This is a genomic window from Bradyrhizobium sp. LB14.3, assembly GCF_040547985.1.
Classification (GTDB): domain Bacteria; phylum Pseudomonadota; class Alphaproteobacteria; order Rhizobiales; family Xanthobacteraceae; genus Bradyrhizobium.
Window position 1 is genome coordinate 51,111 of the sequence record NZ_JBEPQT010000005.1, and the last position, 12,007, is coordinate 63,117.

A 12,007-nucleotide genomic window follows, 5' to 3' on the forward strand; every position below is an offset into this window, starting at 1 on the left:
GCCGGCGCTTCGAGGTCAGGCCATGGCGAACGCCACCACCGCTTCACCTGCCATGATGGCGGACCCCGCTTCGGAGCGCATCGCGCCGAAGCGGCTGTTCGCTTTCATCATCATGGTGTTCGGGATGTTCATGTCGATCCTGGACATCCAGATCGTCTCGGCGTCCCTGAGCGAGATCCAGGCCGGCCTGTCGGCAAGCTCCAGTGAGGTCTCCTGGGTCCAGACCGCCTATCTGATCGCCGAAGTGATCGCGATCCCGCTGTCGGGATTTTTGTCGCGCGCCTTCGGCACGCGGCTGTTGTTCGCGATTTCTGCCGCCGGCTTCACCGCTTCGAGTCTGCTCTGCGGCTTCGCCACCACCATCGAGGAGATGATCCTCTGGCGTGCGCTCCAGGGCTTTCTGGGCGCCGGCATGATCCCGACCGTGTTCGCCTCGGCTTACACTGTCTTCCCGCGCTCCAAATTCCACATCGTCGGTCCCATCATCGGCTTGGTCGCGACGCTGGCCCCGACCATTGGGCCGACCGTCGGCGGCTACATCACCGACCTGATGTCGTGGAACTGGCTGTTCTTCATCAACATCGTGCCCGGCATCGGCATCACCCTGGGCGTGCTGGCGCTGGTCGATTTCGACGAGCCGCATTTCGAATTGCTCGACCGCTTCGACTGGTGGGGCCTGCTGTTCATGGCCGGCTTCCTCGGCACGCTGGAATACGTACTGGAGGAAGGCCCGCAATATGAATGGCTGCAGGACCCCTCGGTTGCGATCTGCGCCTGGATCTGCGGCATCTCGGCGATCGCCTTCTTCTGGCGCGTGTTCACGGCGGCCGAGCCGATCGTCAATCTGCGTACGTTCTCGAACCGCAATTTCGCAATCGGCTGCGTACTTCAGTTCTGCATCGGCATCGGCCTCTACGGCCTGACCTATATCTATCCGCGCTATCTTGCCGAGGTGCGCGGCTACAGCGCGCTGATGATCGGCGAGACCATGTTCGTCTCGGGCATCACCATGTTCCTGGTCGCGCCGCTGGTCGGCCGTCTCATGGCGAAGTACGACATGCGGTACATGATCGCGTTCGGCCTCGTCGTGTTCGCGATCGGCTCCTACCAGATGACCTGGATCACGCGCGACTACGATTTCTACGAGCTTCTCGTGCCGCAGATCCTGCGCGGCATCGGCATGATGTTCGCGATGGTGCCGACCAACAACATCGCGCTCGGCACGCTGGCGCCGGACCGGGTGAAGAATGCCTCGGGCCTGTTCAACCTGATGCGCAACCTCGGCGGCGCGGTCGGGCTTGCGGTCATCAATACCGTGCTCAACGACCGCACGGACCTGCACATCACCCGCCTGCAGGAGCGCGTGACCTGGGGCAATGCCACCGCGACCGAAACCCTGACCATGTTCATGCAGAAGTTTCAGGGGCTCGGCGACTCCACGCTGATGGCGATGAAGCAGCTCAGCCAGATCGTGCATCGCCAGGCCGTGGTGATGAGCTTCGGCGATGCTTTCTTCATCCTGACGCTGTTCTATCTCGGCCTCACCCTCACGGTCACGCTGCTGAAGAGGCCTGCCTCGCCGTTCGGCGCTAGCGGCGACGCGCACTAATTTGCAACACTCGTGCGTGATCTCGCGCGAGCCCCGTTGCAAATCACCAATGGCACATCTATAAAGCGCACCTCATTCAATCGAACCGGGAGGATTTGCATGATTTCGTCGCATTCGCAGATCGTACGCCCGCGCTCGATGATGTTCTGGCTCGGTATGTGCTCGGCCTTCTAGAGGCCTCTTCCGCCAGCTTCGATTGGGCTTCCAGTTCCGATCGCTCCGCTCCCCAAGTCAAAGCCAAGTTCAAGTGACGCCGTCTCGGCCCTCGCGGCCGGCCTGCGTCCATCAATGGAGCCGGCCTGCGCCAAAAGCGGCCGGATGATGCCATGACCGCTCTGTCAAAAAAGCCCGCAGCGATACGCGTCGTGCTGCCCTTCGTGTTCCGGCACTGGCTGAAGCAGCCGGGGCGTACGCTTGTCGTCGTTGGCAGCCTGCTGGGCGCGACCGCCGCCGACTTGTTCATGCCGGTATTCTCGGGGCACCTGATCGATGCCCTGACGCGCGGTCCGTCGGATTCCGATGCGCGTCACGCGGCGCTGGTCGCGTTCGGCGCCATCGTGGCGCTCGGCGCGGCCTCGATGGTGCTGCGGCTCGCAGGACTGCAGGTGATCGTGCCGTTCACGCTGAAGATCATGTCCGAGGTCGCGCAGGACGCGTTCATGCGCGTGCAGCGCTTCTCGACCGACTGGCACGCCAACTCGTTCGCCGGCTCGACCGTGCGCAAGATCACGCGCGGCATGTGGGCGCTCGACCTGTTGAACGACACCGTCCTGCTGGCACTGCTGCCCTCGCTGGTCGTGCTGATCGGGTCGATGGTCCTGCTCGGCGTGCACTGGGTCTCGCTCGGCGGGGTGATCGCGCTCGGCGCGCTGGTCTATGTCACGATGACGGTGCTGTTCTCGACGCGCTACATCGCGCCGGCCGCGCGCGCCTCCAACGCCTGGGACACCAAGGTCGGCGGCACGCTGGCGGATGCGCTGACCTGCAACGCCGTGGTGAAATCCTTCGGCGCCGAAGCGCGCGAGGATGCGCGGCTCGCCCGCGTCATCAACCGCTGGCGCGTACGCGTGCGGCGGACCTGGCTTCGCTACAACACCACCGCCGTGGCGCAGCTCTCGCTGCTGCTGGTCTTGCGCGCCTCCGTGATCGGCGGCGCGGTGCTGCTGTGGATGTCCGGGCATGCCTCGCCCGGCGACGTCACCTATGTGCTGACGAGCTACTACGTCATCCACGCCTATTTGCGCGACGTCGGAATGCACATCAACAACCTCCAGCGCTCGGTCAACGACATGGAGGAGCTGGTGGCGATCCATGACGAGCCGATCGGGATTGCGGATGCGACGGACGCGCGGCCGATTGCGATCGAGAGCGGCGAGATCGTGTTCGACGGCGTCACGTTCCACTATGGCGGCCATAGCGCGCCGCTGTACGACGGACTGTCGGTTACGATCCGCGCCGGCGAACGCGTCGGTCTCGTCGGCCGCTCCGGCTCCGGCAAGACCACCTTCGTCAAGCTGGTGCAGCGGCTCTACGACGTCACCGATGGTCGCGTGCTGATCGACGGGCAGGACATCGCGCTGGCCACGCAACAATCGCTGCGCAGCCAGATCGCGATCGTGCAGCAGGACCCGATCCTGTTTCACCGCTCGCTCGCCGAGAACATCGCCTATGGCCGGCCCGGGGCCAGCGTGGAGGCGATCGAGCAGGCGGCGAGGCTGGCGAATGCGCACGACTTCATCCTGCGCCTGCCGAAGGGCTACGGCACGCTTGTCGGCGAGCGCGGCGTCAAACTCTCGGGCGGCGAGCGGCAGCGCGTGGCGCTGGCGCGCGCCTTCCTGGCGGACGCGCCGGTGCTGATCCTGGACGAGGCGACATCGAGCCTCGATTCGGAATCGGAGGCGCTGATCCAGCAAGCGATGGAGCGGCTGATGAGGGGCCGGACTTCGATCGTGATCGCGCACCGGCTGTCGACGGTGCGGAGCATGGATCGGATCCTGGTGTTCGACCGCGGCGAGATCGTCGAGCAAGGCACGCATGCCAAGCTCGCGGCCAAGCCAGACGGCATTTATCGCGGACTGTTCGAGCGCCAGGTGGTGGAGCTCGGACATCTCGCAGCAGCTGAATGAGTGACGCGCGGCCGGCGGACGAAGATCCGGAGGCTGCGTCGTCAAGGGTGGGATGACATGAAAGACCTGACCAACGGCTCCGTCGCGAAGCACATCCTGGCCATGGCACCGCCGATCATGGTGGGCATGATCACGATCATGCTCTGCCAGCTGGTCGATCTGTACTTCGTCTCGGGCTTGGGCGATGCCGCGGTTGCGGGCGTAGCGGCGGCCGGCAATGCCGGCTTTCTCGTCAACGCGCTGATGCAGGTGCTCGGCGTCGGCTCGGTGGCGCTGATCGCGCATGCGGTGGGACGCAAGGATCGGCCGGATGCCAATTTGATCTTCAACCAGGCGATCGTGCTGTCGGTGCTGTTCGGCCTGTTGACCCTGGTCGCGGGCGCCGCGCTGTCGCGCGCCTACATGCGCTCGGTTGCGGCGGATCAAGCCACGATCGAGGCGGGGACCAAATATCTGTTGTGGTTCATGCCGGCGCTCGCGCTGCAGTTCGCGACCCAGGTGATGGGATCCGCGCTGCGGGCCACCGGCATCGTACGTCCCGCCATGCTGGTGCAGGCGCTTGCGGTGGTCATCAATATCGCGCTGGCGCCGGTCCTTATTTTGGGCTGGGGCACGGGCCATGCGCTCGGCGTTGCCGGGGCGGGGCTGGCGAGTTCGATCGCGGTGTTGATCGGCGTCGTGATGCTGCTTGCGTATTTCCGCAAAGTCGAGCGCTATGTCGCCTTCAATCCGGCGCAGTGGCGTCCGCAGGCGCACCATCTGAAGCGCATTGTCAATGTCGGTCTGCCCGCCGGCGGCGAGTTCGCGATGATGTTCATCCTCATGGCGGTAGTCTATTTCGTGCTGCGCGATTTCGGCGCGGCGGCGCAGGCGGGTTTCGGGATCGGACAACGTGTGCTGGGCCTGATCCAGATGCCGGCGCTTGCGATTGCGCTCGCCGCCGGGCCGATCGCCGGCCAGAACATGGGCGCCGGAAAAGGCGAGCGCGTGCGCGAAACCTTCGTCAAGGCGGCGCTGATCACCAGTGCCGTGATGCTCGGCTTCATGTGCCTTGCTCAGTCGAAGCCGCAGCTCCTGCTCGCCGGCTTCTCGAACGATCGCGAGACCATGGAGGTCGCTTTCCTGTTCCTGCGGATCATCTCGCTCAACATGGTGGCGCAGGGCCTGATCTTCACCTGCTCGAGCATGTTCCAGGGCCTCGGCAATACCAAGCCGGTGTTGTGGAGCTCGGCAACGCGCGTGTTCACCTATTCGCTGCCGGCGATCTGGCTGTCGACGCGGCCGGGCTTTCGGATGGAGTACGTCTGGTACCTGTCGATCGCGGCAACCACGTTGCAGGCGGGCCTGAGCTTGTGGCTGCTACGCCGCGAATTCGGGAAGCGCCTGGTGGTGCAAGAGGAGGCTCCAGAGCAGGCTGCACCCGAACCCGTGCCGTCTCCTGCACGTGCGCCCGCGTAGCGATCGCTTGTTCCCGGAAGAAAATGCGGATTTAGTGCGTGCCAAAACTGTTCCAGACGAGGCCGAGGCCCGACAGAAACAACAGACCGAGCACGACATCGCCAAAATGCTTGTCGCTCAATGCGTGATAGACGCGCGCGCCGGCCCATGCGCCGATCAGCGTGCCCGGAAATGCGACCACCGCGAGCCAGACGACCTTGAACTCAACGAGGCCCGAGGCCGTCTGCAACACCAAAGCGGTGGCGAGCACCGTGAAATTGAAGAGCTGGAAGATGCCGCGCCGCTCGTGCTTGTTCCAGCCGCGGATGTTGGCCCACAGGATAGGCAGCGGGCCCGACAATCCGGCGAGACCGCCAAGAATGCCGCCGGCAAAGCCGATCGCGCCGTCGGCGATCCGACCGCCGAAGGCAATGGCGAGCGGCTTCTTGTTGAGGTACAGCGCGCTCGAGAAGATCAGCAGCAGCACGCCGACGCTCAGCTTGAACACGTTTGGATCGGCGGAGGCGACCAGCATGGTGCCCAGCGGCACGCCGATCAGTCCTCCGATCAGGAACGGCCAGACCAGCGAGAGATCAAAACTCTTCCACATCGACGGCAGTGTCGAGCTCTGCGCGACCACCGAGCAGATCAGCACCAGGGGCACCGCGAGCGACGGCGGCAGCACGTAGAGCCAGATGCCGAGCGCCATCAGCGCCGTGCCGAATCCGGCAAGGCCCGAGACGAAGCCTCCGGCCAGCGCGCCGAACAGCAGCAGCGCGTAGGTGAGCGTATCCAACCGATTATCCCTGTTATCTGAGCGATCCCGAACTGTTGATCGCCATCGCTCGCATAGCACAGCTGCGGCTATGCCGGTCAATTTCAAAACTGCACGCAAGCGTGATCCCCGACGGCGGACGTTCGCGAAAGACAGGCCTACATGATGCTCGTACCGCAACCTGGGGGCCCGCCCGACGCCATCATGCGGTTCGATTGGCCGGTCACCCGAACGAGAATATGGAGAAGGACGATGACCCGCACGAAGATTGCCGTTGCAGCCGCGCTATTGTCGACGGCGGCTTTGATGCCGACAATGGCGCAGGCGCAGTTTTCCGAGCCTGCGGCCTATCAGGCTGCCCATCCGGACCGCGATGTTCTGAATGGCGGCCAGCTCACGCCCGCCGCGCGCGGGGCCCGCGGCGAGACCGTTGCGCCGAGCGAGGCCTATGCGGCCTATCCGTCCCCCGTCGCGCCGGCTGTTCGCTCCCACCATCGCCGCCAGCATCGATAAGTATTGCTAGACGATCTGTCTGGTGTCGGCGGGCCTGTGCAGCGCGCCGACCAGGATGCGCAGCGCTTCGGTCAATTCCGCTCTGTTGCGCGCTGCGCCAAGCGAGACGCGTGCCGCGTGTGGCGCGGTCCCGTCGACGGTGAAGGCCTCGCCGGCGACGATGGCGAGACCATTTCGCAACAGATGCGCCGCGACGTCGGGGCGGCCCTCCGGCAGCCGCAGCCATAGATGATGAGCTGCGGGCTTGGCCAGAAATTGAAAACCCTTCAGTGTCCGTTGCGCAAGCTGCTGGCGTCCGATCGCCTCGCTGCGAATGGCGGTGATGATGCGATCGGCGATGCCGGTCTCGATCCAATGCGTCACCAGCGCGACCATAAGCGGCGCCGGCATCTGCACGGTCGCCTGCAAATAGTTGCGCATCTCCTGCTGGGAGCTCTCGTTGGGCGTCACCAGATAGGCCACCCGTAGCGCCGGCGCGATGCACTTTGACAGCGTGGTCGCCAGATATGTCCGCTCCGGAATGAGATTGGCGATCGGCAATGCGGAGCGGTCGAGCAGACTGTAGGCGTCATCCTCGATCAGCATCGTATCGGCATCGCTGATGATCCTTGCGATGGCGCTGCGGCGCTCGGGGAGAAGCGTCGCGGTGGTTGGGTTTTGCAGCGTCGGGATGAGATAGACCGCTTTCGGCTTATGCGCGCGACACGCTTTCGCCAGCGCGTCAGGCAGGACGCCGCCGTCATCCATGGCGATGCCGACGAGCTTGACGCCGAGCCGCGCCGCGGCGGCCTTGATGCCGGGGAAGGTGAGGGCCTCCGTCAGCACCACGTCGCCGGGCCTGGCGAGATGGGCGAGCAGGTTGAACAGGATCGTCTGCGTACCGGGAAAGATCACGAGCTTGTCGGCATGTGCGTGCGGAACGCGTGCGCGCATCCAGCGCGCTGCGACCGCGCGCTCATGGGCGCTGCCGCCGGGCGGCTGGTAGTTGAGATGCGCGGTCAGGCCCGATTGCGCGCGGATGGCCTCGAGCCCTGCGATGATTCGCTCGTCCAGCTGCGCTTCGAGCGGATGCGGCGGCACGTTCATCGCGAGGTCGATCGCGACGGGATGCGGCAGATCGACCGCGCGGCGCACGCTGGTCTCCGACACGAACGAGCCCTGACCGACCCGGGCTTCCATGATGCCGCGGCGCCGCGCCTCGGTATAGGCGCGCGTCACCGTGGTGAGGTCAATGCCGAGCGCTTTTGCGAGGGCGCGCTGCGTCGGGAGTTGCTGCCCGCGTACGAGGCGGCCCGCTGCGATGTCGGCCTCCATGGTATCGACGATGCGTTGATAACGCGGGCCATTCAGCTCCGAGATTGTAGGAGTCCAATCCATGCAATTTGAGCCCATATCCTTTGAATGTATGGATACAAGATAGTATTGTATGGATCAGCGGAAAGGAAGAGGTGCTGTCATGGCAACCGGTTCAGTCTCTCTCACGAAAGCGATGTGGCGCGGTTTCGTGGGCAAATGCCCGAATTGCGGCGAAGGGCATGCGTTCGGCCATTTCCTGAAAGTTGCTGACGCCTGCGACCATTGCGGCGAGGAGCTGTTTCACCAGCGCGCCGATGATTTTCCGGCCTATCTCGTGATGGTCGTCGTCGGCCATCTCGTGGTCCCGGCGATCCTCGCGGTCGAGACCGCCTACGCGCCGGCAGTCTGGTTGCAACTGGCGGTGTGGCTGCCGGTGACGCTGTTCGCTTCGCTCGCGCTGCTGCAACCGACCAAGGGCGCCATCGTCGGGCTGCAGTGGCAGATCGGCATGCACGGTTTTGAGCCAGGCAAGCTGCGGCGCGAGGCCGGTCAGCTTGCACCCGTCTTCGTGAAAGCCGATCCGCGCGCGGCCTGGAGGCCGTAGCGTTTACATCGCGCGACTGGCCGCTACACCGAACGTCACGGCGCCAGAGGCGCTGATGGCGGTGTTGCAAGAGATCGTCGGATAACGAGCCCCAAAATGGTGAGGGGCCCGATGCGGTCAGCATCGAACCCCTCGTCACTTCTTGGTAGACACGTTTTCTTCTGCTCGAAAACGCTTTAGAATATCAGCCGGCCTGTAAGCCGGGTTCTGTAAGGCATCGTCCGCTTGCGCGAACGATACGTGACGGCCATTCCTCTGGGACCATGTTTGCACATGGCCTCGAGCAACCTACCCGGACGGCGGGCCTGACATCGCCCCGCGGCGTTATCGCTTTCGCGAACAGCCCGCTACGCCGTCCCTATTCGGTTTTGCTCCCGGTGGGGTTTACCATGCCGGCGCCGTTGCCGGAGCCGCGGTGCGCTCTTACCGCACCTTTTCACCCTTACCCTGCGAAGCCCGAAGGCGAAGCAGGGCGGTTCGTTCTCTGTGGCACTTTCCCTGGGGTCGCCCCCGCCGGACGTTATCCGGCACCGTATGTCAAGGGAGCCCGGACTTTCCTCCCCGGCGGCCTTTCGGCACTTACAGGGGCGGCCGTCCGGCCGACTGACGGCTTACGCATGGAGCATTTGCGACGGTTCCGTCAAGCCGATATCGCCGCGCACGCGACCTTCAGATAATTTATCCTGAACATGTCGTTTGGTGCGTGCCCCGTTCGACTGGATGTCGGTGATCCCCCGAACACACAGGAGTGAAGCGATGCAGTATCTGCTGATGATCTACCAGAATGAGGTCGAATACGCGAAGAACGACGCTGCCACGGCCCAGAAGATGATGAGCGAATACCAGGCCTTCACGCAAGGCATCATCCAGAGCGGCAATTTCAAGGCCGGCGACCGGTTGCAGCCGACCACGACCGCGACGACGGTCCGCGTGCGCGACGGCAAGACGCTGACGACCGACGGCCCGTTTGCCGAAACGCGCGAGCAACTCGGCGGCTATTATCTCGTGGAGGCCAAGGATCTCGATACTGCGATCGAGATCGCGTCCCGGATTCCGTCGGCGCGCATCGGTTCGATCGAGGTGCGGCCGATCTGGGTCTACGACAAGTGATGGCGCAGCCGCGCATCGGCGCATGACACTGTCCGAGATCGACAAAATCTTCCGCGACGAGGCGGGGCGGGCGCTGGCCACGCTGATCCGCCTCGTCGGCGATTTCGATCTCGCCGAGGATGCGCTCCAGGACGCCTTCGCGGTTGCGCTGGAGCACTGGCCGGCGGGCGAGTTTCCCGACAACCCGCGCGCCTGGCTGGTCAACGTCGCCAAGCACAAGGTGATCGACCGGATTCGCCGGCAGGCCGTCTTCCGCGGCAAGCAGCAGGCACTTGTGCACGAGCTCGAGCTGAACGCGCAGGCGACCGACGAGCCGTCGGCGATGCTCGACGACGACATGCTGCGGCTGATCTTCACCTGCTGCCATCCCGCGTTCGCGCCCGAGGTCCAGGTCGCGCTGACGCTGCGCACCGTCTGCGGGCTCTCCACCGCGCAGGTGGCGCGCGCCTTCCTTGTCGGTGAGGAGGCGATGGCGCAGCGTCTCGTCCGCGCCAAGCAGAAGATCAGGCTCGCCGGCATTCCCTATGAGGTGCCCGAGCGCGACACGCTGGTGCCGCGGCTCGACGGTGTACTCGCCGTGATCTATCTCGTGTTCACCGAAGGCTATGTGGCGACGTCGGGTGCGGATTTGATGCGGCCCGATCTCGCGGCCGAGGCTATCAGGCTCGGCCGTTTGCTCGATCGTCTGCTACCCGATCGGACCGGCATCAAGGGCCTGCTGGCGCTGATGCTGCTGCACGATGCGCGCCGCGCCGGGCGTGAGACCGCCGCCGGCGATATCGTGCTGCTGGAAGAGCAGGACCGCTCACGGTGGGACCGTGCACAGATCGAGGAGGGCCTGCGTATGGTGGACGACGCGTTACGCGTGCCCGGCCGGCCGCAGCCCTATGCAGTACAAGCCGCGATCGCCGCACTGCATGCGCGTGCGCCGAGCTATGAGCAGACCGACTGGCCGCAGATTGCCGGGCTCTACGAGGTCCTGCTACGCATCAACCCGTCGCCGGTGGTTGAACTGAATCACGCGGCGGCGGTGTCGATGGTCGACGGACCGGCACGCGCGCTCGATCTGGTGGATGCGATCGCCGCCCGCGGCGGGCTCGATGGTTACGAGCTGCTGCCGGCGGTGCGGGCGGATCTGTTGCGGCGGCTCGGCCGGAAGGAGGAGGCGATGGAGGCGTATGCTACGGCGACGGAGGCGACGCAGCTCGAGCCGCTGCGACGGCTCTACGCGCGAAGAGTGAGGGAGATGAACTGAGTTTCCGTCATCGCCGGGCTTGTCGCGGCCATCCACGTTCTTCCTGCGCGACAAAGACGTGGAAGCCCGGGCATGACGGAGCAAGAGGTCATGTTGTCGAAGACGTCAGCTATTTTGACGCGACCACCGTCCCCTCGGCCGGCAAGCTCCCCAACAGCGCCTGCAAGGTCGACAGGGTGGAGTGATCCGCGACTCCATCCAGTCGCGCCGGCCGGAAGTGCCGCTGAAACGCGGTGACGACTTCCATCGTCCCGGCGTCGTATTTGCCGGTCAAGGGAACGCCGTAGCCGTATCTGGCGAGCGCCTGCTGCAGGCTCAACACCTCGTCGCTGATGGTGCCGAGCATCAGGCTCTCGCCGCGCACGACCGGCGCGGGCGTGACCCAGTGGCCGACGCCTGAATTGGCCAGCGAATGCCACGGAAATTTTTCGCCGGGATCCTTCTTGCGCGCGGGCGCGACGTCGGAATGGCCGAGCACCCGGTGCGCGGGCACCTTGCGACGGAGCATGATGCCGCGGCACAGCGCGATCACGGCGGCGATCTGGCGCAGCGGGTATTCCGGATAGCCCCAGTCATGGCCGCGATTGACGATCTCGATCCCGATCGAGCAGGAGTTGATGTCATCCTGGCCGCCCCAGGACGAAACGCCGGCATGCCAGGCGCGCCTGGCCTCCGGCACACATTGCACGATACGGCCGTCTTCCAGCACGACGTAGTGCGCCGACACCTCGGTGCCCGCGGAGCAGAGCCGCGCCAATGCACCTTCGACGTCGGGCATGCCGGTGTAGTGCAGCACGATCATATCGGGCTGCCGGCCCTTGTTGCGGTCGCCATGGTTCGGTGAGGGGATGATGTCGGAGACGATCGAGGAATCCGGCTCGAACGTCCGCATGTTCGCCGCGGCCTTGGGAACCGGGAGAACGCGTTGACGCTTCGAATCAGATCCAGACGGCGTGGACGAACCGGACGACATAAACAGCTCGAGACAGACAGAGAGTGGGCCAAGCCCTTCTCTTTACTATTTCTTTACCCTCCACCGTGCGCAATCGGGAGACGGGGTTAACGGGTGCATTTTGGCGCAGGTGTGTGGATGCAGCATCACCGTCGCGTCAGCTTTTCGACTTGTCACGAGCCGATCAACGCTTTCTTAACGCTAAGGGCCGTTACTGAGAGATGAAGAGCCGACCCGTGTCCGGAGGCGGCCAAAGCGTATTTTGGCTTGAAATCCCATGGCTGCCCGACAAATTCCACTGGGAACACTGGGTTGGCGGCTCAGGGTCAC

The 12,007-nt window shown here is 64.6% G+C and carries 10 protein-coding genes and 1 other RNA gene; 7 read left to right on the top strand and 4 right to left on the bottom strand.

From position 1 onward, the window contains the following. The first annotated feature begins 22 nt into the window (after positions 1-22). The 3 genes from ABIB00_RS12855 (at position 23) to ABIB00_RS12865 (ending at position 5,193) form a co-directional block, all read left to right on the top strand. Positions 23-1,609: a DHA2 family efflux MFS transporter permease subunit gene (locus tag ABIB00_RS12855; protein WP_247442588.1), complete on the top strand. Its 1,587-nt coding sequence runs from the start codon at positions 23-25 to the stop codon at positions 1,607-1,609. A gap of 326 nt (positions 1,610-1,935) precedes the next feature. Beyond that, positions 1,936-3,735 carry an ABC transporter ATP-binding protein gene (locus ABIB00_RS12860; protein ID WP_354104590.1) on the top strand — a complete coding sequence of 600 codons (1,800 nt, stop codon included), beginning with the start codon at positions 1,936-1,938 and terminating at the stop codon, positions 3,733-3,735. A 57-nt stretch (positions 3,736-3,792) separates the two neighbouring features. Next, complete coding sequence (locus tag ABIB00_RS12865) at positions 3,793-5,193, top strand: MATE family efflux transporter (RefSeq protein ID WP_354104591.1); 1,401 nt, start codon at positions 3,793-3,795, stop codon at positions 5,191-5,193. Between the two features lie 31 nt (positions 5,194-5,224). Here the strand turns inward: ABIB00_RS12865 and ABIB00_RS12870 are convergent, their stop codons facing one another. Next, positions 5,225-5,968 carry a sulfite exporter TauE/SafE family protein gene (locus ABIB00_RS12870; RefSeq protein WP_354104592.1) on the bottom strand — a complete coding sequence of 248 codons (744 nt, stop codon included), beginning with the start codon at positions 5,966-5,968 and terminating at the stop codon, positions 5,225-5,227. Between the two features lie 231 nt (positions 5,969-6,199). On the opposite strand from ABIB00_RS12870, the gene ABIB00_RS12875 reads away from it, so the two are divergent. After that, positions 6,200-6,460 carry a hypothetical protein gene (locus ABIB00_RS12875; RefSeq protein WP_354104593.1) on the top strand — a complete coding sequence of 87 codons (261 nt, stop codon included), beginning with the start codon at positions 6,200-6,202 and terminating at the stop codon, positions 6,458-6,460. Between the two features lie 6 nt (positions 6,461-6,466). Here the strand turns inward: ABIB00_RS12875 and ABIB00_RS12880 are convergent, their stop codons facing one another. Continuing rightward, positions 6,467-7,837, bottom strand: coding sequence for an aminotransferase-like domain-containing protein (locus ABIB00_RS12880; RefSeq protein ID WP_354104594.1), 1,371 nt, complete (start codon positions 7,835-7,837; stop codon positions 6,467-6,469). Positions 7,838-7,886: 49 nt separating this feature from the next. Here ABIB00_RS12880 and ABIB00_RS12885 point away from each other — a divergent pair, with 49 nt between their 5' ends. Then, positions 7,887-8,360 carry a DUF983 domain-containing protein gene (locus ABIB00_RS12885; RefSeq protein WP_354104595.1) on the top strand — a complete coding sequence of 158 codons (474 nt, stop codon included), beginning with the start codon at positions 7,887-7,889 and terminating at the stop codon, positions 8,358-8,360. A 180-nt stretch (positions 8,361-8,540) separates the two neighbouring features. On the opposite strand, the gene rnpB is transcribed toward ABIB00_RS12885, so the two are convergent. Then, positions 8,541-8,967, bottom strand: an RNA gene (gene rnpB, locus ABIB00_RS12890) — RNase P RNA component class A. Between the two features lie 149 nt (positions 8,968-9,116). Here rnpB and ABIB00_RS12895 point away from each other — a divergent pair. Both ABIB00_RS12895 and ABIB00_RS12900 read left to right on the top strand, forming a co-directional pair. Then, entirely contained in the window at positions 9,117-9,470 is a 354-nt protein-coding gene (locus ABIB00_RS12895; RefSeq protein WP_247347753.1) for a YciI family protein, read from the top strand. Positions 9,471-9,492: 22 nt separating this feature from the next. Continuing rightward, positions 9,493-10,725, top strand: a complete 1,233-nt coding sequence (locus ABIB00_RS12900; RefSeq protein ID WP_354104596.1) for an RNA polymerase sigma factor — start codon at positions 9,493-9,495, stop codon at positions 10,723-10,725. A 109-nt stretch (positions 10,726-10,834) separates the two neighbouring features. Here the strand turns inward: ABIB00_RS12900 and ABIB00_RS12905 are convergent, their stop codons facing one another. Next, on the bottom strand, positions 10,835-11,617 hold the full coding sequence (locus tag ABIB00_RS12905) for an N-acetylmuramoyl-L-alanine amidase (protein WP_354104597.1): 783 nt from the start codon (positions 11,615-11,617) through the stop codon (positions 10,835-10,837). Positions 11,618-12,007 lie beyond the last annotated feature (390 nt).